The sequence below is a fragment of the Williamsia serinedens genome, assembly GCF_024171725.1.
In the GTDB taxonomy this organism is placed as follows: Bacteria; Actinomycetota; Actinomycetes; order Mycobacteriales; family Mycobacteriaceae; genus Williamsia_A; species Williamsia_A serinedens.
Genome location: NZ_JAMTCG010000001.1, coordinates 391,194 through 412,704, shown reverse-complemented (window position 1 = coordinate 412,704; position 21,511 = coordinate 391,194). Strand labels below are relative to the sequence as shown.

The 21,511-nt window shown below is 73.0% G+C and carries 19 protein-coding genes and 1 riboswitch; of the genes, 1 reads left to right on the top strand and 18 read right to left on the bottom strand.

All coding sequences use genetic code 11. The annotated features are described in order from the left end of the window. Positions 1-2 precede the first annotated feature (2 nt). From gap to uvrC, 5 genes are all read right to left on the bottom strand, one after another. A complete protein-coding gene (gap, locus tag LX12_RS01875) occupies positions 3-1,019 on the bottom strand; it encodes a type I glyceraldehyde-3-phosphate dehydrogenase (protein WP_253652788.1) in 1,017 nt (338 codons plus the stop codon). Between the two features lie 113 nt (positions 1,020-1,132). Beyond that, positions 1,133-2,110, bottom strand: a complete 978-nt coding sequence (gene whiA / locus LX12_RS01870) for a DNA-binding protein WhiA (protein WP_253653153.1) — start codon at positions 2,108-2,110, stop codon at positions 1,133-1,135. Between the two features lie 88 nt (positions 2,111-2,198). Further along, positions 2,199-3,242 (bottom strand): gluconeogenesis factor YvcK family protein, encoded by a 1,044-nt coding sequence (locus LX12_RS01865; RefSeq protein ID WP_253652787.1) that lies wholly within the window; start codon positions 3,240-3,242, stop codon positions 2,199-2,201. Continuing rightward, positions 3,239-4,168, bottom strand: coding sequence for an RNase adapter RapZ (rapZ, locus tag LX12_RS01860; RefSeq protein WP_301284105.1), 930 nt, complete (start codon positions 4,166-4,168; stop codon positions 3,239-3,241). The genes LX12_RS01865 and rapZ overlap by 4 nt, the downstream gene beginning before the upstream one ends. Positions 4,169-4,194: 26 nt before the next feature. Next, positions 4,195-6,264 carry an excinuclease ABC subunit UvrC gene (uvrC, locus tag LX12_RS01855; RefSeq protein ID WP_253652785.1) on the bottom strand — a complete coding sequence of 690 codons (2,070 nt, stop codon included), beginning with the start codon at positions 6,262-6,264 and terminating at the stop codon, positions 4,195-4,197. A 107-nt stretch (positions 6,265-6,371) separates the two neighbouring features. On the opposite strand from uvrC, the gene LX12_RS01850 reads away from it, so the two are divergent. After that, positions 6,372-8,360 carry a gamma-glutamyltransferase family protein gene (locus LX12_RS01850; RefSeq protein WP_253652784.1) on the top strand — a complete coding sequence of 663 codons (1,989 nt, stop codon included), beginning with the start codon at positions 6,372-6,374 and terminating at the stop codon, positions 8,358-8,360. 144 nt (positions 8,361-8,504) lie between these two features. Here LX12_RS01850 and LX12_RS01845 read toward each other — a convergent pair whose 3' ends face one another. The 13 genes from LX12_RS01845 to rpoZ form a co-directional block, all read right to left on the bottom strand. Then, positions 8,505-8,978 (bottom strand): PH domain-containing protein, encoded by a 474-nt coding sequence (locus LX12_RS01845; protein WP_253652783.1) that lies wholly within the window; start codon positions 8,976-8,978, stop codon positions 8,505-8,507. Then, positions 8,975-9,460, bottom strand: coding sequence for a 6,7-dimethyl-8-ribityllumazine synthase (ribH, locus tag LX12_RS01840; RefSeq protein WP_253652782.1), 486 nt, complete (start codon positions 9,458-9,460; stop codon positions 8,975-8,977). The genes LX12_RS01845 and ribH overlap by 4 nt, the downstream gene beginning before the upstream one ends. Next, a complete protein-coding gene (locus tag LX12_RS01835; protein WP_253652781.1) occupies positions 9,457-10,761 on the bottom strand; it encodes a bifunctional 3,4-dihydroxy-2-butanone-4-phosphate synthase/GTP cyclohydrolase II in 1,305 nt (434 codons plus the stop codon). Before LX12_RS01835 ends, ribH begins: the two co-directional genes overlap by 4 nt. Then, complete coding sequence (locus LX12_RS01830; protein WP_253652780.1) at positions 10,758-11,399, bottom strand: riboflavin synthase; 642 nt, start codon at positions 11,397-11,399, stop codon at positions 10,758-10,760. Before LX12_RS01830 ends, LX12_RS01835 begins: the two co-directional genes overlap by 4 nt. A 54-nt stretch (positions 11,400-11,453) precedes the next feature. After that, positions 11,454-11,605: riboswitch (FMN riboswitch) on the bottom strand. A 62-nt stretch (positions 11,606-11,667) separates the two neighbouring features. Continuing rightward, a complete protein-coding gene (gene ribD / locus LX12_RS01825) occupies positions 11,668-12,654 on the bottom strand; it encodes a bifunctional diaminohydroxyphosphoribosylaminopyrimidine deaminase/5-amino-6-(5-phosphoribosylamino)uracil reductase RibD (protein ID WP_253653152.1) in 987 nt (328 codons plus the stop codon). A gap of 53 nt (positions 12,655-12,707) precedes the next feature. Continuing rightward, positions 12,708-13,397, bottom strand: coding sequence for a ribulose-phosphate 3-epimerase (rpe, locus tag LX12_RS01820; protein ID WP_253652779.1), 690 nt, complete (start codon positions 13,395-13,397; stop codon positions 12,708-12,710). 10 nt (positions 13,398-13,407) lie between these two features. Then, positions 13,408-14,820: an RsmB/NOP family class I SAM-dependent RNA methyltransferase gene (locus LX12_RS01815; RefSeq protein WP_253652778.1), complete on the bottom strand. Its 1,413-nt coding sequence runs from the start codon at positions 14,818-14,820 to the stop codon at positions 13,408-13,410. Then, entirely contained in the window at positions 14,817-15,764 is a 948-nt protein-coding gene (locus LX12_RS01810; protein WP_253652777.1) for a methionyl-tRNA formyltransferase, read from the bottom strand. The genes LX12_RS01815 and LX12_RS01810 overlap by 4 nt, the downstream gene beginning before the upstream one ends. After that, complete coding sequence (gene def / locus LX12_RS01805) at positions 15,761-16,348, bottom strand: peptide deformylase (RefSeq protein WP_253652776.1); 588 nt, start codon at positions 16,346-16,348, stop codon at positions 15,761-15,763. Before def ends, LX12_RS01810 begins: the two co-directional genes overlap by 4 nt. A 75-nt stretch (positions 16,349-16,423) precedes the next feature. After that, positions 16,424-18,451 carry a primosomal protein N' gene (locus LX12_RS01800; RefSeq protein ID WP_253652775.1) on the bottom strand — a complete coding sequence of 676 codons (2,028 nt, stop codon included), beginning with the start codon at positions 18,449-18,451 and terminating at the stop codon, positions 16,424-16,426. Between the two features lie 58 nt (positions 18,452-18,509). Further along, a complete protein-coding gene (metK, locus tag LX12_RS01795; RefSeq protein ID WP_253652774.1) occupies positions 18,510-19,736 on the bottom strand; it encodes a methionine adenosyltransferase in 1,227 nt (408 codons plus the stop codon). A 172-nt stretch (positions 19,737-19,908) separates the two neighbouring features. Then, the gene (gene coaBC, locus LX12_RS01790; RefSeq protein WP_253652773.1) at positions 19,909-21,174 is read right to left on the bottom strand and encodes a bifunctional phosphopantothenoylcysteine decarboxylase/phosphopantothenate--cysteine ligase CoaBC; all 1,266 of its coding nucleotides are present in this window, start codon (positions 21,172-21,174) and stop codon (positions 19,909-19,911) included. 37 nt (positions 21,175-21,211) lie between these two features. Further along, positions 21,212-21,499 carry a DNA-directed RNA polymerase subunit omega gene (gene rpoZ, locus LX12_RS01785; RefSeq protein WP_253652772.1) on the bottom strand — a complete coding sequence of 96 codons (288 nt, stop codon included), beginning with the start codon at positions 21,497-21,499 and terminating at the stop codon, positions 21,212-21,214. Between the last annotated feature and the right edge of the window lie 12 nt (positions 21,500-21,511).

The following is a 21,511-nucleotide window of genomic DNA, read 5'->3' as shown; positions in this document are numbered from 1 at the left end:
CCTCAGAGGGACTTGCCGACGAGGCCGATGAGGTCGACCAGGCGGTTGGAGTAGCCCCACTCGTTGTCGTACCAGGAGACGACCTTGGCCTGGTCGTCGATGACCTTGGTCAGGCCTGCGTCGAACAGCGAGCTGTGCGGGTCGGTGACGATGTCGGAGGAGACGATCGGCGCGTCGTAGTACTTGAGGATGCCCTTGAGCTTCCCCTCGGCGGCGGACTTCATCGCGGCGTTGATGTCCTCGACCGACGCCGACTTCGACAGGTGCGCGGTGAGGTCGGTGACCGAGCCGGTCGGGATCGGCACGCGCAGCGCGTACCCGTCGAGCTTGCCCTTGAGCTCCGGCAGCACCAGGCCGATCGCCTTCGCGGCACCGGTCGAGGTCGGGACGACGTTGATGGCGGCGGCGCGGGCGCGACGCAGGTCCTTGTGCGGACCGTCCTGCAGGTTCTGGTCCTGCGTGTAGGCGTGGACCGTGGTCATGAGGCCCTTGACGATGCCGAACTCGTCGTTGAGGACCTTGGCCAGCGGGCCGAGGCAGTTCGTGGTGCACGAGGCGTTGGAGATGATGTTCTGGCTGCCGTCGTACTTGTCGTCGTTGACGCCCATCACGATGGTGATGTCCTCGTCGGACGCGGGCGCGGAGATGATGACCTTCTTCGCGCCGGCGTCGAGGTGGCCCTGGGCCTTGTCGCGCGCGGTGAAGATGCCGGTCGACTCGACGACGACGTCGACACCGAGGTCGCCCCACGGCAGCGCCGACGGGCCCTCCTTGACCGAGAGGCCCTTGATCTCCTGGTCGCCGACGGTGATGGTGTCGCCCGAGGCGCTCACGTCCTGCGGCAGGCGGCCGAGGATCGAGTCGAACTTGAGCAGGTGCGCGAGGGTGTCGTTGTCGGTGAGGTCGTTGACCGCGACGATCTCGATGTCGGTGCTGCCGAGCGCCTTCTGGGCCTCGACGGCGCGGAAGAAGTTGCGACCGATCCGGCCGAATCCGTTGACGCCTACCCGAACGGTCACGTTGTGCTCCCTCTGCAGTACCGGTGCGAGCCACCCGGCCCGCGGTCACCGATCACCCTAATCGGGCGGGCCCGCACCCGCGACGGCCGGTCCGTCGGCCGCGTGGTCGGGGCTCAGGCCTCGTCGAGCAGATCCGCGGTGACCGCGGACTCGGTGTCGGGGATGCCCTCGGCCGCGGCCTTCTTGTCCGCCATCGACAGCAGTCGCCGGATCCGACCGGCGACGGCGTCCTTGGTCATCGGCGGGTCGGCCAGCTGACCGAGCTCCTCCAGCGACGCCTGCCGGTGCTCGACGCGCAGCCGGCCGGCGTTGAGCAGGTGGTCGGGGACGGTGTCGCCGAGGATCTCGAGCGCGCGTTCGACGCGGGCGGCGGCGGCCACCGCGGCACGGGCCGATCGCCGCAGGTTCGCGTCGTCGAAGTTGGCGAGACGGTTCGCGGTGGCGCGCACCTCGCGCCGCATCCGGCGCTCCTCCCACGTGAGTCGGGTGTCCTGCGCGCCCATCCGGGTCAGCAGCGCACCGATGGCCTCGCCGTCCCGGATGACGACGCGGTCCGCGCCGCGGACCTCGCGGGCCTTCGCGGGGACGCCGAGGCGTCGGGCGGCGCCGACGAGGGCGAGCGCGGCCTCCGGCCCGGGACAGCTGACCTCCAGCGCCGACGACCGTCCGGGTTCGGTGAGCGAGCCGTGGGCGAGGAACGCGCCGCGCCAGGCGGCCTCGGCGTCGGCGACACCGCCGCCGACGACCTGCGCCGGCAGGCCCCGCACGGGACGCCCGCGCAGGTCGAGCAGACCCGTCTGGCGCGCCAACGCCTCGCCGTCCTTCGTGACGCGGACGACGTAGCGCGAGCCCTTGCGGATCCCGCCGCTGCGCAACACGTGGACCTCGGAGTTGTAGCCGTAGAGGTCGAAGATCTCCTTGCGCAGGCGTCGCGCGACGTTGCCGAGATCGACCTCGGCCTCGACGATCACACGGCCCGCGACGATGTGGAGACCGCCGGCGAAGCGGAGCAGCGCGGACACCTCGGCCTTCCGGCAACTCGTCTGGGTCACGACGAGCCGACTGAGCTCGTCCTTGACGGCCGCTGTCATCGCCACCGGTTGTCGTCCTCCTGCCCGGGTGTGCCCGGAGTCTCTCGTCGCGTCGTTCCCCCGCGTGGTGCCCCGTCGCGCCGGGGGATCACCCCGGCGACGGTCCGGTCCCCTCGGCGTCACCCCCGCCCGACCGGTCGGCCCCGTCAGAGTAGCCACCCTGTCGAGCCCCGGTCAGCGTATGCACCATGGCTGCCACTCTCCCCGGATCGTGGGTCTGCGTCCCGGGACGCGCGAGGTCGGCCACGTGCAGGGTGGCGCCGAAGCGGTCGGCCGCGCGCCGCACGTGGTCGCGTTCTCGTTCCGAGGGCACCGATGCGCCGTCGATGACGACGTCGTCGATGCGCAGGTCGTCGGCGTGGGCGTGCAGGACGTGCAGGTGCCGCTCGACCGAGAAACCGCTCGTCTCACCCGGTTCGGGCGCGAGGTTCACGAACAACACCCGCCGCGCCGACGTCGCCCGCAGTGCGGCGAGTTGGTCCGGCACCAGGACGTGCGGGATGACGCTGGAGAACCACGACCCCGGCCCGAGCGTGACCAGATCCGCGGACGCGATGGCCTCCAGGGCGGCGTCGCAGGCGGGTGGGTCGGGCGGCAGCAGACGGACGCGTCGGACCTTGCCGGGGGTGGTCGCGACCGCGACCTGTCCTGCGATCGACCGACTGATCCGGGGGTCGTCCTCGAGGCCGGAGACGTCGGCCTCGATGCCGAGCGGCACCGTGGACATCGGCAGCACCCGCCCGGTGACGCCGAACAGCTCGACCATGGCGTCGAGCGCGGTGACGGGATCGCCGAGATGTTCCTGCAGTCCGGCCAGGAGGAGGTTGCCGATGGGGTGTCCGGCGAGTGCGCCGCGCCCGCGGAATCGGTGCTGCAGCACCGCCGCCCACCGCGCGGCGGGGTCGTCGGGACCGTCGGCGTCCGCCTCGAGCAGGGCGGCCAGCGCCATCCGCAGGTCCCCCGGCGGGATCACCGCGAGCTCGGAACGCAGCCGACCCGACGAGCCGCCGTCGTCGGCGACGGTGACGACGGCGGTGACGTGCTCGCAGACCTGCCGCAGTGCGGTCACGGTGGCGTACAGACCGTGACCGCCCCCGAGCGCGACCGCGGACCGCGGCGCGGGCGTCGTCATTCCCTGCCCAGGTCGCGGTGGACGGCGCGGGCGTCGAACGGGGTGAGGTCGGCGCGGTCGGCGCCGGGCCACGTGGTGTCGGCGGCCGGCGCGCACAGGCGGCGGGCGAGCTCGGTCGACATCGCGACGCTGCGGTGCTTGCCGCCGGTGCAGCCGATCGCCACGGTCATGTAGCGCTTGCCCTCTCGCGTGTACCCCTCGGCGGTGAGGCGCACGATGCGCTCGTAGGCCTCCAGCCAGGCGTCAGCGCCGGGTTGACCGAGGACGTAGGTGGACACCGGGTCGTCGCGGCCGGTGAGGTCGCGCAGCTCGGCCACCCAGTACGGGTTGGGCAGGAAGCGGACGTCCGCGACGAGGTCGGCGTCGATGGGCAGTCCGTACTTGAACCCGAACGACTGCACCGTGATCCGCACGTCGGTCCCCGACGGCTGGGCGAAGGCGTTGTCGACGATGGTGCGCAGCGCGGTGACCGACAACCCGGAGGTGTCGACGGCGAGGTCGGCCGACTCCGACACCCCGGCCAGGGCCGCCCGTTCCCGAGCGATCGCGTCGACGAGGGTGCCGTCCTGCTGGAACGGGTGACGTCGCCGCACCTGCTCGTAGCGGCGGACGAGCGCGGCGTCGTCGGCGTCGAGGAAGAGCAGGCGCACGGCGGCACCGGTGGACTCCAGGTCGGACCGGACGTCGCTGACGCCGGCCGCGAACGCCGCTGTGGGTGTGCGCATCACGACGGCCACACGGTTGGTGTCCGGTGTCTCCTGGCGGGCGACGATCACCGTGCGTGGGATCAGCGGCGACGGCACGTTGTCCGTCACGTACCACCCGAGGTCCTCGAGGAGCCGTGCGACGGTCCCCCGCCCCGCGCCGGACATGCCGGTGACGAGCAGGACGTCGAGGTCACGCCCCGCACCGTCCTCGAGCAGCATGCCCTGCGCGTCGCGGGTGTCGTCGCTCACGACGCCGGCTCCGCGAGTGCACGCTGTACGGCAGCCGCCGTGGACGGACCGATGCCGGGGACACCGGCGATCTCCTCGACCGACGCCTGCTTCAGCCGTGCGACGGAACCGAAGTGGGTGACGAGCGCCTTGCGTCGGGTCTCCCCCAATCCCGGGACGCCGTCGAGCGCCGAGGCCGTCATCCGCTTGCTGCGCTTGCTGCGGTGGTAGGTGATCGCGAAGCGGTGTGCCTCGTCGCGGACACGCTGCAGCAGGAACAGTGCCTCGCTCGAGCGCGGGAAGATGACCGGGTCCTCGTCGTCGGGGGTCCACACCTCCTCGAGACGCTTGGCGAGGCCGATCACCGACACGTCGGTCACGCCGAGCTCGTCGAGGACCTCGGCCGCCGCCCGCACCTGCGGACCACCGCCGTCGACGACGAACAGGTTGGGCGGGTACGCGAACCGGCGCGGGCGGCCGGTCGCCGGATCGATCGCGGCCTCCGGTGCCAGGTCACCGCCGTTGTCGGGCATCGGGTCCCCGCCGGTCGACGAGGACACGGTGGCCGTCGGGTCGGCGGGATCGCTGCGGTGTGCGTCGGCGCGGTGACGGAGGAAGCGTCGTCGGGTGACCTCGGCGATAGACGCGACGTCGTCGCTGCGGCCGTCGCCGGCGGCCTCCCGGATGCTGTAGTGCCGGTAGTCGGACTTGCGCGGCAGACCGTCCTCGAACACGACGAGCGACGCGACGACGTCGGTGCCCTGGACGTGCGAGATGTCGATGCACTCGATCCGCAGCGGTGCGTCGTCGAGACCGAGGGTCTCCTGGATCTCGGTGAGCGCGGCCGAGCGGGTCGTGAGATCGCCTGCGCGCTTGAGCTTGTGCTGCGTCAGCGCCTCACCGGCGTTGCGCGCCACCGTGTCGAAGAGGGCTTTCTTGTCACCGCGCTGGGGCACACGCAGACTCACCTGCGCGCCGCGCAGTCCCGACAGCCAGCGGGAGAACTCGTCGGCGTCGGGCGGGAGCACCGGCACCAGCACCTGACGCGGCACCGACTCGACCCCACCGGGCTCGCCATCGGCGACGGTGGCCGCCTGGTCGACCTGTTCGCCGTAGAACTGGGTGAGGAACTGGGCCACCTGCTCGGACAGGTCGGGGCCGTCGGTCCCGTCGCCGTCCGTGGCGGTGCCGTCGCCGCCGGACAGGTCGTCGACCCGTTCCACGACCCAGCCGCGCTGACCACGGACACGGCCTCCACGCACGTGGAACATCTGCACCGACACCTCGAGGTCGTCGGCGACCATCGCGATGACGTCGGCGTCGGTCCCGTCGCCGAGGACCACGGCCTGCTTCTCCAGTGCACGCTTCAGGGCTCCGACGTCGTCGCGCAGGCGCGCCGCGCGTTCGAAGTCGAGATCCTCGGCGGCCGAGGCCATCTGGGTCTCGAGGTTGCGGATCATCCGGTCGGTGCGACCGGCGAGGAAGTCGCAGAAGTCCTCGACGATCTGCCGGTGCTCGGCCGCGTCGACACGGCCCACGCACGGCGCGGAGCACTTGTCGATGTAGCCGAGGAGGCAGGGCCGGTCGATCTGTCCGTGCCGTTTGAACACGCCCGCCGAGCAGGTGCGAGCGGGGAAGACACGGGTCAGCAGGTCGAGCGTCTCGCGGATCGCCCACGCGTGCGCATAGGGACCGAAGTAGCGGACGCCCTTGCGTCGCGGCCCTCGGTAGACGAACAGCCGGGGGTACTCCTCGTTCAGGGTGACCGCGAGCATCGGATACGACTTGTCGTCGCGGTAGCGGACGTTGAACCGCGGGTCGAACTGCTTGATCCAGTTGTACTCGAGCTGCAGCGCCTCGACCTCGGTCGTCACGACCGTCCACTCGACAGACCCGGCGGTGGTGACCATGCGACGGGTGCGGGGGTGCAGGCCGGAGAGGTCCTGGAAGTACGAGGTCAGGCGGGACCGCAGGTTCTTCGCCTTGCCGACGTAGATGACGCGTCCGTGCGGATCCCGGAACTTGTAGACGCCCGGGTCGGTGGGGATGCTCCCCGGCGCCGGGCGGTACGTGGTCGGATCGGGCACCGGTCCAGGTTAGTACCCCACTCCGACGGCCCGGGTGGGCTAGCGTCCCGGAGTGCACGGCCCCGTCCGTACGGCGGGAGGGCCCGGACGGGAGAAGGTGACGCGACATGCGGGAGCGCAGTGGACCGGCACGGCCGGTGGTGCGGATCGGGTGCCTCGTGGCGGTCGTCGCGCTCGGGGTCGGCGCCTGTTCGTCGACGTCCTCCCCCGACACCACGGGGCCCGGTGTGTGCACGACCACCACTCCGGGAGCGTCGACGGCAGCGCAGGGGGCACCGGCCTCCGCGGGTCCGTCCTCGCGCGACATCGCCACCGCCCCCGAGGTCGCGACCGGCTACCGCGCCGGATTGTCCCCGGTCCGCACGAAGTCCTTCGCCGTCGTCACCGCGAACCCGCTCGCGACCCGCGCGGCGTGCGAGGTGGTCGCCGACGGCGGCACGGCGGCCGACGGCCTGGTCGCCGCGCAGGCGGTCCTCGGTCTCGTGGAACCCCAGGCGACAGGTATCGGTGGTGGTGCGTTCCTCGTCTACTTCGACAGGGCGTCGAACTCGGTGCAGGCCTACGACGGTCGCGAGACGGCTCCCGCCGCCGCGACCGGCGAGTACCTCCGGCAGATCAGCCCCACCGATCCCCGGACGCCGATCCCCTCGGCGCGGGCGAGCGGGCGGTCCATCGGGACGCCCGGCGTGCTGCGGATGCTGGAGATGGCCCACGACGACCACGGCGCCAAGCCCTGGCGCTCCCTCTTCGACCCCGCGATCGCGCTGTCGGACAACGGCTTCGCGATCAGCCCACGGATGGCGGCCGCGATCTCCGACAGCCGCGACGACCTCGCGTCGGACCCGGAGGCGCGCTCGTACCTGCTCGAGCCGAACGGCTCGCCGAAGCCCGCGGGCACGGTGCTGACCAACCCGGCGTACGCGAAGACGTTGGGCGCCATCGCCTCCGACGGCCCCGATGCCTTCTACACCGGGGCCATCGCGCGCGACGTCGTCGAGGCCATCGGGCGCACCACCCGGCTGTCGCCCACCGGCGCATCGGAACCGATGACCCCCGGGGTCACGACACTCGCCGACCTCGCCGGGTACCGGGCGAAGAAGCGCACGGCGCTGTGCACCCGGTACCGCGACCACGTGCTGTGCGGCATGCCGCCGCCGTCCTCGGGTGGGATCACCGTCGCGTCGACGCTGGGGATCCTGTCGTCGTTCGACCTGTCGGCGCTGCGCCCCACCGACCTCGACCGCAACGGGGGCCGGCCCACAGCGGAGGCGGTGCACCTGATCTCCGAGGCCGAACGGCTGGCCTACGCCGACCGCGACGCCTACGTCGCCGACACCGACTTCGTGCCGCTGCCGGACGGATCGCCCGCGGCGCTGCTGAACCCGGACTACCTGCGATCGCGGGCGGCACTGATCGACCGCAACCGGTCGATGGGCACGGCGACGCACGGGGATCTCGGTGACGTGCCGGTCGGGCGCGACACCCCCGAGCACGGCACGAGCCAGATCTCCATCGTCGACCGGCAGGGGAACATGGCGTCGATGACGACGACCGTCGAGTCGTCGTTCGGCTCGTTCCACCTCGTCGACGGGTTCGTGCTGAACAACCAGCTGACCGACTTCTCCGCCGCGCCGACCGGCGACGACGGACGACCGCTGGCCAACCGCGTGGCACCCGGCAAGCGGCCGCGCAGTTCGATGTCCCCGACGCTGGTGTTCGCCGCCCAGCCCGACGGGTCCCGCGGCGCGCCGGTCGGGACGATGGGCTCCCCCGGCGGCTCGGTGATCATCCAGTTCGTCGTGAAGACGCTCGTGGCCATGCTCGACTGGGGTCTCGACCCGCAACAGGCGGTCGGCGCGGTCGACTTCGGGGCCGCGAACTCCCCGACCACCAACGTCGGCGGGGAGCACCCCGACATCGACGCCGCCGACAACGGCGATCGGGACCCGCTGGTGCAGCAGCTGCGCGCCAAGAGTCACCAGGTGTCGGTGGCGGACCAGAGTTCGGGTCTCGGGGCGATCATGCGCGACGGCGACGGCTGGATCGGCGGCGCCGACCCCCGCCGCGAGGGTGTCGTGGAGGGCGACACCCGATAGATCGGCCGTCCTCACCCGTCGAGTGGGCGACTACGGACGTCGACTGGGCGGCTACCGACGACCCGCGTCCGGAAACGCCCACCCGACGTCCGGAAACGCACACCCGACGTCTGGAAGCGCCCACTCGACGGGGTGGGGCCGGGGTCAGGAGGGGGCGTCGGCGCGGTGCCGGGCGTGGATCTCCCGGAAGCGTTCCATCGCCTCGACGGCGAGTTGGCCGTCGGTGGCCTGGATTGCCATGACGGGGACGTTCTCGTCGTCGGGGAGTTCGAGCCGCGCCCAGCGGCCCTTGTCGGGGTACCAGATGCCCTCGACGACATCCCAGTCGAACGACTTCTCCCCCACCAGGTTCCGGATCTCGACGCCGCGGGCGCCGGCGCGGATGCGCGGCCGGGTGAACGTGAGGATCGCGGCGGCCCACACGGCACCGATGAGCGCGAACCCGATCTGGTCGGAGAGACGGAACGTCACCCCGGTGTCCGAGACCCGCAGCAGCACACCGACCACCACGTGGACGGCGAAGACGATCGCGGCGACGATCACGGCGAGCCGAGGGGTCCGCGTCGATCGGTACTGCAGCTCCCACTCACCGGTCCCGCCGGTCGAGGTCCTGCTCACCGCGCCGACCGGGCGGACAGCTCCGCCAACGTGATCGCCGAGGCCAACGCGGCCGTCGCGGCCTGGGCGCCCTTGTCCTCGCTCGAGCCGGGCAGTCCCGACCGCGCCAGGGCCTGCGCCTCGTCGAGGGTGGTGAGCACGCCATTGCCGACCGGCGTCGACTCGTCGAGCGACACCCGGGTCAGCCCGGCGGTGACGGCGTCGCACACGTACTCGAAATGCGGTGTCTCGCCGCGGATCACGACGCCGAGCGCCACGACGGCGTCATGGGTGCGGGCCAACGCCTGCACGATGACGGGCAGCTCGATCGCCCCGGCCACCCGTACGACGGTGGGGTCCGCGAGGCCGGCGTCCTTCGCGACGCGCAGCGCGCCGTCGAGCAGTGCGGTGCAGATCTCCGCGTGCCATTGCGACGCCGCGATGGCCAGCCGCATCCCCGACGCCGACCCGAGTTCGACGACGGGCTCGCCCGAGCCGCTCACGCGCCCGTCCCCGACGTCACGTCACCGGGACCGATGTCGTCGAGTCCGACGAGGTCGTGGCCCATCCGGTCGCGCTTGGTGCGCAAGTACCGCAGGTTCTCCGGGGTCGCGCGCACGGGCATCGGCACACGGTCGACGATCTGCAGCCCGTAGCCCTCGAGACCGACGCGCTTGGCCGGGTTGTTCGTGAGCAGCCGCATCGACCGGACACCGAGGTCGACGAGGATCTGCGCCCCGAGGCCGTAGTCGCGGGCGTCGGCGGGGAGGCCGAGCTGCAGGTTCGCGTCGACGGTGTCGGACCCGTCGTCCTGCAGTTGGTAGGCCTGCAGCTTGTGCATGAGGCCGATGCCACGGCCCTCGTGTCCCCGCATGTAGAGCACGATGCCGCGTCCCTCGGCGGCGACCATGGCCATGGCCGCGTCGAGCTGGGGACCGCAGTCACAGCGCAGCGAGCCGAAGACGTCGCCGGTGAGGCACTCGGAGTGCACCCGCACGAGCACGTCCTCACCGCGCTGCGACGGGCCGGCGATGTCACCGAGGACGAGCGCGACGTGCTCGGCGTCGTCGTAGACGCTGGTGTAGCCGACGGCCCGGAAGGTGCCGTGCGCGGTGGGGATCCGCGCGTCGGCGACGCGCACGACGTGCTTCTCGTTGCGACGGCGCCACGCGATCAGGTCGGCGATGGAGATCATGGCCAGGCCGTGTTCGTCGGCGAACCCGCGCAGCTCCTCGGCGTGCGCCATGTCGCCCTCGTCCTTCTGCGAGACGATCTCGCAGATGACGCCGGCGGGCGTCAGCCCGGCCAGGCGGGCGAGGTCGACGGCGGCCTCGGTGTGTCCGGGACGACGCAGCACGCCGCCCTCCTTGGCGCGCAGCGGCACCACGTGCCCGGGGCGGGTGAAGTCACCGGCGTCGCTCTGCGGGTCGGCCAGCAGGCGCATCGTCGCGGCCCGGTCGGACGCGGAGATGCCGGTGCCGATGCCTTTGCGGGCGTCGACGGTGACCGTGTACGCCGTCCCGTGCTTGTCCTGGTTCACCGAGTACATCGGGGGCAGCCCGAGGCGGTCGCAGTCGGCGCCGGCGAGCGGGACGCACAGGTACCCCGAGGTGTACCGCACCATGAAGGCGACGAGCTCCGGCGTGGCCTTCTCCGCGGCGAAGATGAGATCGCCCTCGTTCTCGCGGTCCTCGTCGTCGACCACGACGACGGCCTTGCCCGCGGCGATGTCGGCGATCGCGCGCTCGACGGTGTCGAGCACGACCGTGCGCGGCGACCCGGTGTCGGGGTGGATGTCGGTCATGCCGAGGCCTCGCTCTCGTGCGGGGTGCGCGCGTGCGGCGCGGCGAGTCGTTCGACGTACTTGGCGATCACGTCGACCTCCAGGTTGACGGTGTCCCCGACCGCGAGCCGCCCGAGGGTGGTGACGTCGAGGGTGGTGGGGATGAGGGAGATCTCGAACCAGCTGTCGCCGGTCGGGTCGTTCGGGGTGGCCGAGACGGTGAGGGAGACGCCGTCGACCGTGATCGATCCCTTCTCGACGACGTAGCGCGCGAGGTCGGCGGGGATCGCGATGCGGATGACGGTCCAGTTCTCCGACGGGCTGATCGTCGCGACGGTGCCGGTGCCGTCGACGTGGCCCTGGACGATGTGGCCGCCGAAACGACCGCCCGCAGCCATCGCGCGCTCGAGGTTGACGGGCGCGCCGGCGTCGAGCGCGGCCAGCGAGCTGCGGCGGAGCGTCTCGGCCATGACGTCGACGGCGAAGGTGCCGTCGGTGGGCGCGGAGACGACGGTGAGACAGACGCCGTTGACGGCGATGGAGTCACCGTGGCCGGCGTCGCTGGTGACGAGCGGGCCGCGGATGACAAAGCGGGCCGCGTCGGTGAGGTCCTCGCGGCGCACGATCTCGCCACGTTCCTCGATGATGCCGGTGAACACCGTGCCTCCTGTCGTCAGCTCAGGGCGGCACGTCTCGTGGTCGAGGACGACCACGTCCGTTCTCTCTCATCCGGACTGTGACCGTCGGCTCCGGAGTCGCACCGGATCTGCTGACCCCGGACCTGTGGGGTCCGGGCGCTCGCGGGCTTCGGTCGTGGGAGACCGTCACCGCCGGTGGGGAATTGCACCCCGCCCTGAGAACTTCGCTGTGTCGACGCTAGCACAGCGAGCTGTCCCGATCAGAACGCGTTCAGCCCGAAACCGCCGGTCAGCGGGTTGCGACCAGCGTGATGAGAATGTCGTCACCCAGCTCGAGCACCGACTCACGGTGGAATCGGTGGGCGTCGGTGAGGGTGCCGACGGTGACGTCGTCGACGGACGCGCGACCGGCGCCGAGGATCGTCGGGGCGAGGTACACCCGCACACGGTCGACGAGGTCGGCAGCGAAGAAGGCACCCAGAACCGTCGGACCGCCCTCGACGAGGACGTCGAGGGCGTCAGCGGCGGCCGACAGGACGTCCCGCGGGTCATGGGAGAGGACCTCGACCGGGGGCTCCCCCGTGTCGCGCATCCGGGCGCGGTCGGGGACACCGCTGCGTCCCAGCACGATCCGGCGGGGCTGGCGGTGGCGCGGTGACCCGTCGTCGTGGCGGGCGGTCAGTTCGGGGTCGTCGACGCGCACGGTGCCGGTGCCGACGACGATCGCGTCGAGCCGCGCGCGTTCGGCGTGCACGTGCTCGCGGGCTGCCGGTCCGGTGATCCAGCGGCTGGTCCCGTCGGGAGCGGCGACGCGGCCGTCGAGGGTGGCGGCGATCTTGGCGGTGACGCGTGGCCGGCCGGTCCGGCGCCGGTGCAGCCAGCCCGCGAGCGCACCGGACGCGGCGGCCTCCGCGCACTCCCCCGCGACGACGTCGACGCCCGCCGCGCGGAGGGTCTGCGCTCCCCCGCCGGCGACGGGATCGGGGTCGTCGACGGCGTACACGACCCGCGCCACGCCGGCCTCGAGCAGGGCCTGGGTGCAGGGTCCGGTGCGGCCCGTGTGGTCACACGGCTCGAGCGTCACCACCGCGGTCCCGCCGCGCGCCGCGCCCCCGGCCTGACGCAGCGCCATCACCTCGGCGTGTGGCCCCCCGACGGGCTGCGTGTGCCCGGCCCCGACCACCACACCGTCGGCGTCGAGGACGACCGCCCCGACCGGCGGGTTCGGCGTGCTGACGCCGCACGCGGCGAGGCCCTGCTCCAGCGCGAGGGCCATGGCGGCGGTCAGGTCGCCCGGACGCGTACCGCGCGGGTCGGGGGTCACCGAGATCAGCCGCGGGCGCGGGCGGCCTGCGCGCGCAGCGCGGACACGGCGCCGGCCGGGTCGTCGGCGCCGTAGACCGCGGACCCCGCGACGAAGCAGTCGACGCCGGCCTCCGCGGCCTGCTCGATGGTGTCGGCGTTGATGCCGCCGTCGATCTCGACGAGGATCCGCAGCCCGTCGGTGTCGATCCGCCGCCGCAGCGTGCGCACCTTGTCGAGCACGTCGGGTATGAACGACTGCCCGCCGAACCCGGGTTCGACGCTCATCACGAGCAGCGTGTCGAACGACGACAGGATGTCGAGGTAGGGGTCGAGCGCGGTGCCGGGTTTGATGCTCAGGCCCGCCTTCGCGCCGGCCGCGCGGATGTCGCGGGCCACGGCCGTCGGGTCGTCGGTGGCCTCGGCGTGGAAGGTGACGTTGTGGGCGCCGGCCTCGGCGTAGGGCGGGGCCCAGCGGGCCGGGTCCTCGATCATGAGGTGGCAGTCGATGGGGATGTCCGTCGCACCCAGCAGGCTCTGCACGACGGGCAGGCCGAGGGTGAGGTTGGGCACGAAGTGGGCGTCCATCACGTCGACGTGCAGCCAGTCGCTGCCGCGGACGGCGTCGGCCTCGGCGGCGAGGTTGGCGAAGTCGGCGGACAGGATCGACGGAGCGATCATCGGCTGATCAGGGCGCACGGGGGCGTCGGCAGGCATGGCCGGGAGTCTATGAGGGGCCGTGGGCGCTGTCGGGCACCGGCACGGTGAGCAGCGCGAGGAACATCGCGTCGGTGCCGTGCCGATGCGGCCACAGCTGGACGGTGCCCTCCAGCGGCCCGTCGCCCGACTCCACCCCGACGAGTGGACGCGCGTCGAGCAGCTGGGCACCGGTCTCGGCGACCACGGCCTCGACGACACCGCGCGTCTCGGCGGGGTGCGGCGAGCACGTCGAGTAGATCAGCGCTCCGCCCGGACGCAGCAACCCGAGCGCCGCGGTGAGCAGTTCGCGTTGCAGCGTGACGAGCGGCGCCACGTCGTCGGGGGTCCGTCGCCACCGCGCCTCGGGTCGCCGACGGAGCGATCCCAGCCCGGTGCACGGCGCGTCGACGAGGATGCGGTCGTAGCCGGGGGTGAGCCCGCTGTCCCGACCGTCGGCGACGTGGACCGTCACCGGCAGACCGTCGGTGGCCTGCCGGATGAGGTCGGCGCGGTGCTCGGCGGGTTCGACGGCGTCGACGTGAGCCAGATCGATGTCGGCCAGCGCACCCAGGAGCGCGGCCTTGCCGCCCGGCCCGGCGCAGAGATCGAGCCACCGGCCGGTGTCCGGCCCGTCGAGCGGCGCCAGCGACAGGGCCCGGGCGACGAGCTGGGAGCCCTCGTCCTGCACACCAGCCATGTGTTCGCGCACGGCCTCGAGCTCGCCGGGGTCGCCGCCGGGCAGGTACACGCAGTACGGCGACCACCGCCCGACCTCGCCACCGGTCACCGCCGCGAGTTCGTCGGCCGTGATCAACCCGGGTCGGGCGACGAGGTGCACCGCGGGCCGGTCGTCGTCGGCGGCGAGTGCCGCCTGCAGCTCCCCCGCCCCGACCCGACGCTGCGGCGTGCTCAGCGCGTCGGCGAAGACCTCGGCGATCCACCGCGGGTGGGCGTACCGGAACGCGAGGTGGCCGACGAGGTCCTCGCCGATCGGGGGTGCGAGCTCGTCGGTCCACATGTCGTCGTCGCGCTGGGAGACCTTGCGCAGCACGGCGTTGCAGAACCCGGCCGGGCCCTGTCCGGCCTCCGAGCGCACCAGGTCGACCGAGGTCGACACGGCCGCATGGGATCCCACGCGCGTGCGCAGCAGCTGATAGGTGCCCAGGCGGAGCACGTCGAGCAACGTCGGGTCGATCTCGGCGACCGGACGCCGCGCCGCCGCGGCGATGACCTCGTCGAGGACACCCGCCGCGCGGCAGGTCCCGTAGGCGAGCTCGGTGGCGAACGCGGCGTCACGCCCGGTGACGTGGCGCTCGCGGAGCAGTCGGGGCAGGACGAGGTTGGCGTACGAGTCGCGTTCGCGGACCGCACGCAGGACGTCGCGGGCGACCGCCCGGGCGGCGTCGACGGGCTTGTCGCGGAGGTGGGCCGGGCGGGTCACGCGAGCACCGTGGACCCGTCGAGGCGCGCGCCGCGGGCCCAGTCGGCCGCGGGGATCGGCTTCTTGCCGGGCGGCTGGACCTGGCCGAGTCGCACCGGGGTCGACGCCGTGCCGACGAACACCGCCTTCTTTGTCGCGGCGACCGCACCCGGCGCGAGCGGTCCGACGTCGGCGGGGAGGTCACCGTCCGCGGTCGGGGACACCGGCCCGAGCTTGATGCGGGTGTCGCCGAGCAGGGTCCAGGCGCCCGGGTCCGGGGTGCGTGAGCGGATGAGGCGGTCCACGACGTGCGCGGGCCGGTTCCAGGTCACCTGCGCGTCGGCGACCTCGATCTTCGGGGCGACGCTCACCCCGTCGGCGGGTTGCGGCACCGCGACGAGCTCGCCGGCCTCGATCCCGTCGAGTGTCGACGCGAGCAGATGCGACCCGGCGTCGGCCAGGCGGTCGAGGAGGGCGCCGCTGGTGTCGTCGGGACGAATGCGTTCGGTGAGCGTGCCGAACACCGGTCCGGTGTCGAGGCCCTCCTCGATGCGGAAGGTGCTCGCGCCGGTGAACTCGTCACCGGCGGCGATCGCGGCCTGGACCGGGGCCGCGCCCCGCCACGCGGGCAGCAGCGAGAAGTGCAGGTTGATCCACCCGTGGCCGGGGAGGTCGAGCAGATCGGGCGGGACCAGGGCGCCGTAGGCGACGACGGCCACGCAGTCGGGGGCCCAGCGCTCAAGCGTCTCGCGGGCGTCGGGGTCGCGCAGGCGACGCGGTGTCGCGACCTCGACACCGGCCTCGTCGGCGACCACCCCGATCGGCGAGCGCGTGACCGTCCGGCCGCGTCCGGCGACCGCGTCGGGACGGGTCAGCACACCGACCACCTCGTGATGCGCCGACGCGAGCAGCGCCCGCAGCGACGGGACCGCCGGTTCGGGCGTGCCCGCGAACACGATCCTCATCGCAGCGCCTCCGCGGGTTCGTCGGCGGGCAGTCCGTCGCCGACCCAGACGGGACGCCCGGTCGACGGGTTCTCCGTGACCGTCTCCCCTGCGGTGAACCACGGCGTCGCGCGGATGACGCGCATCGCCGCGCGGCGCGCCTCGGGCGACAGCCGCTGCAGGAACAGGACGCCGTCGAGATGGTCGGTCTCGTGCTGGACGGCCCGGGCGAGGATGCCGTCGACCTCCATGGTCACGGGTGCGCCGTCGCGGTCGACACCGCTCACTCGCACGCGGGCGGCACGGGTGCACGCGGCCTGGACGCCGGGGATCGACAGGCACCCCTCCGCACCGGTCTGGGTCTCGTCGTCCGACGCGGTCCACACGGGGTTCACGACGTGTCCGCGCCGGCCGCCGCAGTCGAAGACGAAGACGCGCGCACCGACCCCGACCTGCGGGGCCGCCAGACCCGCCCCGTGGTGGGCATCCATGGTCTCGAGCATGTCGTCGACGAGACGGTGCAGCTCGGGGCCGAAGTCGGTGACCTGCGGGGTCGGGGTCCGCAGAACCGGGTCGCCGAACAACCGGATCGCACGCACCGCCACCGACAGCCTCCTCACGGGTCGTGTCCCGGATCCGGGACCGGGTGTCGAGTCTAGGCGTCGAAGAGGTCCGCCCTGTCAGCCGATGGTGGGCGGATCCACCTGGATGCGCAGGGGTCCGGTGTCGTGCTGGGCCGAGCGGTGCACCTGCGCGACCTTGAGCGCCCGCACCAGGTCCCGGCCGTGGCTGCGCGGGATGCGCAGCAGCACCCGGGTGAGCGGGCCCTCGGTCTCCCCGTCCCACCCGGCGGGCGGACGGGCGTCGGAGGGCAGGTCGACCGGTCCGAGGGTCTCGGCGTCGGTGGGGAGGTCGACGGCGTCGACGAACGCCGCGACCGAGCGGTCGGTGCCGTCGACGGACACCATGGTCACCGCGGGTGGCAGCCCGAGCTCGGCGCGTTGGGCCAGTTCCTGCGCGGCGAACCCGACGGGATCCCAGCGGATGGCGGCCTGGACGACCGGCAGTCCCGCGTCGGCGACGACCACCGCGGTGCCGCCGTCGCGCGCGGCACGGAGGCCGGCGAGCACCGACGTCCACCGGCGGAACGTCTGCTCCCCCGCCCGCAGGTCGGCGCGGTCGAGCTGCGCCCACGTGTCGAGGAGGATCGCCGCGCCGTAGCCGCCGTCGACGACGGGCTCGGAGCCGGGGGTCGCGACCACCAGGCGCGCGCCGGGGTCGACGCGGTCGGCGATCGTGTCGCCGCCGGAGGTGAGGACGGGGACGCCCGGGAACGCCTTGCCGAGCTCCTCCGCGGTGCGTCGTGCGCCGGTGCTGGTCGCCCGCAGGCGCGTGTCGCCGCACTCCACGCAGCGGAAGGCCTCGCGTCGTCCGCACCAGTTGCACGTGAGCGTCGGCGACGGCGTGGTGGTCGCGTCGGCGGAGTCGGCCCGCAGCGGGCCGTGGCACCGCCGGCAGCGTGCCGGCGTCCGGCACCGCGCGCAGGCGAGTGACGGGTGGTAGCCCCGGCGGGGCACGCTCACCAGCACGGGGGCGTCGGCGGCGAGGGCCGCGCGGGCCGCGTCGAAGGCGATCGCGGGCAGGCGTGCGACGCGCGCGAGCGGGTCGCGGGCGACGGTGCGGTCGTCGTCGCTGATGGCCCGGATGCGCGGGGCGCGGTCACGGACGACGGCGCGGTCGGCGACGACGTCGTGCATCCAGCCGGAGGTCACCAGCACCTGGGTCTCGGCGGTCCGCGCGATCCCGCCGACGACGAGCGCCGCCGACGCCGCCGCGGTGCGCAGGACGGCGACCTCCCGTGGGTGCGGGTAGGGGGCGCGGGGTTCGGTCAGGCTGTCGTCGCCGTCGTCCCACACCACCATCAGTCCGAGATCGCGGACGGGTGCGAACGCCGCGCTGCGGGTCCCGACGACCACGGCGGCGTGTCCGCGCAGCGCCTGCAGCCACCGGCGGTAGCGCGCGGTCGGTCCCAGTCCGGCGGACAGCGCGACCACGCGGTCGCCGAGCAGGTCCCGGCAGGCCGCGTCGACGCGGTCGAGGTCACGCTGGTCGGGGACGACGACCACGACCCCGCGTCCGCCGGTGACGGTGGCGAGGGCGAGGTCGGCGATGCGCGCCGGCCAGTCCTCGCCGGGCAGCGACTGCCACGCGGCGCGGGGCGCCCCGCCGTCGGCGAGGGCGGTCAGCAGCGCCGGCCCGGCCCGATAGGCCGCCCACGCGGTGTCGTCGGGTTCCGGGAGCGGTGGATGCTCGGGCGCCTGGACGGGCAGCGCGGCCTCGGTGCGGGCGTGCCTCGGGGGGATCGCGAGGCGCACGACGTCGGTCAGCGTCCCGGCGTAGCGGTCGGCGACCGCGCGGCACAGCGCGGCGACCTCCGGGGTGAGCACCGGTTCCGGTGACACCACCCGGTCGAGCCGACCGAGCTTGCCGGGGTGGTCGGTGCCCGCCATCCGTTCGACGACGAACCCGTCGACGAGGCGACCGGCGAACCGCACCCGCACGCGGGCACCGGGCACGGCGTCGGTGTCCTGGTCGGCGCCGACCTCGTAGTCGAAGAGTCGGTCGAGGTGCGACAGGCCCAGCATGACGAGCACCGACGCCACCGGCAGATGGGCGGCGGGCGCGGTGGTGGCTGCGCGCGGGCTCATCGACGGTGGCGTCGGTGTCGAGGGAGGGTCCCGGCGGGGCCGGGGACGGGGAGCGGACTCAGATGCCCGCGGCCGCCTTCAGCTTGTCGGCGCGGTCGGTGCGCTCCCACGGCAGGTCGAGGTCGGTGCGACCGAAGTGGCCGTACGCGGCGGTCGGGCCGTAGATCGGGCGCAGCAGGTCCAGGTCGCGGATGATCGCGCCCGGACGCAGGTCGAAGACCTCCGAGATCGCGGCGCGGATCGTCACCGGGTCGATGGCCTCGGTGCCGAACGTCTCGACGAAGAGGCCGACCGGGGCGGCCTTGCCGATCGCGTAGGCGACCTGGACCTCGATGCGCTTGGCGAGACCCGCGGCGACCGCGTTCTTGGCGACCCAGCGCATGGCGTACGCGGCGCTGCGGTCGACCTTCGACGGGTCCTTGCCGGAGAACGCGCCACCACCGTGGCGGGCCATGCCGCCGTAGGTGTCGACGATGATCTTGCGGCCGGTGAGTCCGGCGTCGCCCATGGGGCCACCGAGCACGAACTTGCCGGTCGGGTTGACCAGCAGGCGCGGGTTCGAGGTGTCCAGCGACGGCAGCTCGAGATCGGCGAGGACCGCGTCGACGACGTGCGTCTTGATGTCCGGGGTCAGCATGTTGACGAGGTCGATGTCGGCGGCGTGCTGCGTCGACAGGACGACCGTGTCGAGACGGACCGGGGTGTCACCGTCGTACTCGATGGTGACCTGGGTCTTGCCGTCGGGACGCAGGTACGGCAGCGTGCCGTTCTTGCGGACCTCGGTGAGCTTGCGCGACAGGCGGTGGGCCAGCGCGATCGGCACCGGCATGAACTCCGGGGTCTCGGCGGTGGCGTAGCCGAACATCAGACCCTGGTCGCCGGCGCCCTGCTTGTCGATCTCGTCGGTCTGGCCGTCGACGCGCGACTCGTAGGCGTTGTCGACACCCTGCGCGATGTCGGGCGACTGCGCACCGATGGCGACGTTCACGCCGGCGGTCGCGCCGTCGAAGCCCTTCGACGACGAGTCGTAGCCGATCTCGAGGACCTTGTCGCGGACGATCTTGGGGATGTCGGCGTAGGCCGAGGTCGTGACCTCGCCCGCGACGTGGACCTGGCCGGTGGTCACGAGGGTCTCGACGGCGACGCGGCTGGTGGGGTCCTGCTCCAGCAGCGCGTCGAGGATCGAGTCGCTGATCGCGTCGCAGATCTTGTCCGGGTGGCCCTCGGTGACCGACTCGCTGGTGAACAGTCGCGACGTCCCCGCGGGACTCTGGCCTGCAGTCATCATTTCCTCTCGAAGTCCGACGCCGGTCGACGTCGCATGGGGCGGTGGCGCGGCGGGGTGTCCCGCCGCGGTGGTGGCCCGTCCCCGGGTGGTCTCTCCCCCTGCCAGAGCAACAACCTACACACCCTCGTCGCTGGTCGGTGACCCGCACGGCCGGGCACTCCGGTGGGTGTCAGTCGGTCCGACGTCCCGACAGCAGGGCTGTCACGGCGTCCAGTATTCGGCTCGCCATGAGTGTTTTCGACCCGAGCGGCAGGGCGGTCTCGGCACCCGTCGACGCCAGCACCCAGCCGGTGTTGTCGTCGGTGCCGAACGCCTTGCCGTCGCCGACGGCGTTGACGACGAGGAGGTCGCAGCCCTTGCGGGCCAGCTTCTCCCGGCCGTGGTCGAGCACGCCGCCGCGCTCGTCACCGGTTTCGGCAGCGAACCCGACGATGACGGTGTCGGCCGCGACGTCGCCCGCCGACCGTGCCGCGACGAGGCCCCGCAGGATGTCGGGGTTGGTCGCCAGCTCGATCGGCGTCGGCGTCGCGTCGGCGCCCGGCTCCTTCTTGATCTTCGCGGTGGCCACGTGCACCGGCCGGAAGTCGGCGACCGCCGCGGCCATGATCACCACGTCGGCATCGGCCGCGCGGGTCGTGATCTCGGTGGAGAGCTGCTCGGCGGTGGTGATGTCGACACGCTCGACACCCGACGGTGCCTCCAGGCCGGTCGCCGTGCCCGCGACGAGCGTGACGTCGGCGCCGCGGTGGGTGGCGGCCCGGGCCAGGGCGAAACCCTGTTTGCCCGAGCTGCGGTTGCCGAGGAACCGCACCGGGTCGAGGGGTTCGCGGGTGCCGCCGGCGCTGATCAGGACGCGTCGTCCTGCCAGGTCGAACGGGAGGGCGTCGGGTCGCTCGAGCAGGACGTCGCCGAGCAGCCCGATCTCGCTCGGCTCGGGCAGTCGGCCGGCGCCGGAGTCCCGACCGGTCAGTCGTCCCGACGCGGGACGCAGGACGGTGGCGCCGTGGGCGCGCAGGGTGGCGACGTTGGCTTGGGTGGCCGGGTGCTCCCACATCTCCGTGTGCATGGCCGGCGCATAGACCACCGGACAGCGCGCGGTGAGCAGCGTCGCGGTGAGCAGGTCGTCGGCGCGACCGGCCGCGGCGCGGGCCATCAGGTCCGCGGTGGCCGGCGCCACGACGACGAGGTCGGCCTCCTGGCCGAGTCGCACGTGCGGGACGTGCTCGACGTCGGCGAAGACCTCCGGGGTGACCGGGTTGCCCGACAGCGCCTCGAACGTGGCGGCGCCGACGAACTCGAGCGCCGATCGTGTCGGGATCACCCGGACGCTGTGGCCGGCCTCGGTGAAGTGGCGGATCAGCGAGCACGCCTTGTACGCGGCGATGCCCCCGCCGACACCGACGACGATGCGGCTGCGAGCGGCCGGTGCGGTCACCGAGGGGTGCGGGACGCCGGGGCGGATCCGGTGCGGATCACTCGCCCTCGGTGTGCTCGAGCAGGTCGGTGTGGATCTCGCGCATCGCGATGGACAGCGGCTTCTCCTGCAGACCCGGCTCGACCAGCGGGCCGACGTACTCGAGGATGCCGTCGCCGAGCTGGTTGTAGTAGTCGTTGATCTGGCGCGCACGCTTGGCCGCGTAGATGACCAGCGCGTACTTGGAGGACGCGCGGTCGAGGAGCTCGTCGATCGGCGGGTTGGTGATGCCGAGCGGGGTGTCGTACGCGGGGGTGGTGGCGTCCGTGCTCAGGGGCGTGCTCACGAGATGTGTTCC

What these genes read in the sequence shown, in the direction of transcription:
- whiA (WP_253653153.1), bottom strand. Translation starts at nt 2,110, where the DNA reads ATGACAGCGGCCGTCAAGGACGAGCTCAGTCGGCTCGTCGTGACCCAG.
- LX12_RS01865 (WP_253652787.1), bottom strand. Translation starts at nt 3,242, where the DNA reads ATGACGACGCCCGCGCCGCGGTCCGCGGTCGCGCTCGGGGGCGGTCAC.
- rapZ (WP_301284105.1), bottom strand. Translation starts at nt 4,168, where the DNA reads ATGCTGCTCGAGGACGGTGCGGGGCGTGACCTCGACGTCCTGCTCGTC.
- LX12_RS01850 (WP_253652784.1), top strand. Translation starts at nt 6,372, where the DNA reads ATGCGGGAGCGCAGTGGACCGGCACGGCCGGTGGTGCGGATCGGGTGC.
- LX12_RS01835 (WP_253652781.1), bottom strand. Translation starts at nt 10,761, where the DNA reads ATGACCGACATCCACCCCGACACCGGGTCGCCGCGCACGGTCGTGCTC.
- ribD (WP_253653152.1), bottom strand. Translation starts at nt 12,654, where the DNA reads ATGGCCCTCGCGCTGGAGCAGGGCCTCGCCGCGTGCGGCGTCAGCACG.
- rpe (WP_253652779.1), bottom strand. Translation starts at nt 13,397, where the DNA reads ATGCCTGCCGACGCCCCCGTGCGCCCTGATCAGCCGATGATCGCTCCG.
- LX12_RS01810 (WP_253652777.1), bottom strand. Translation starts at nt 15,764, where the DNA reads ATGAGGATCGTGTTCGCGGGCACGCCCGAACCGGCGGTCCCGTCGCTG.
- LX12_RS01800 (WP_253652775.1), bottom strand. Translation starts at nt 18,451, where the DNA reads ATGAGCCCGCGCGCAGCCACCACCGCGCCCGCCGCCCATCTGCCGGTG.
- metK (WP_253652774.1), bottom strand. Translation starts at nt 19,736, where the DNA reads ATGACTGCAGGCCAGAGTCCCGCGGGGACGTCGCGACTGTTCACCAGC.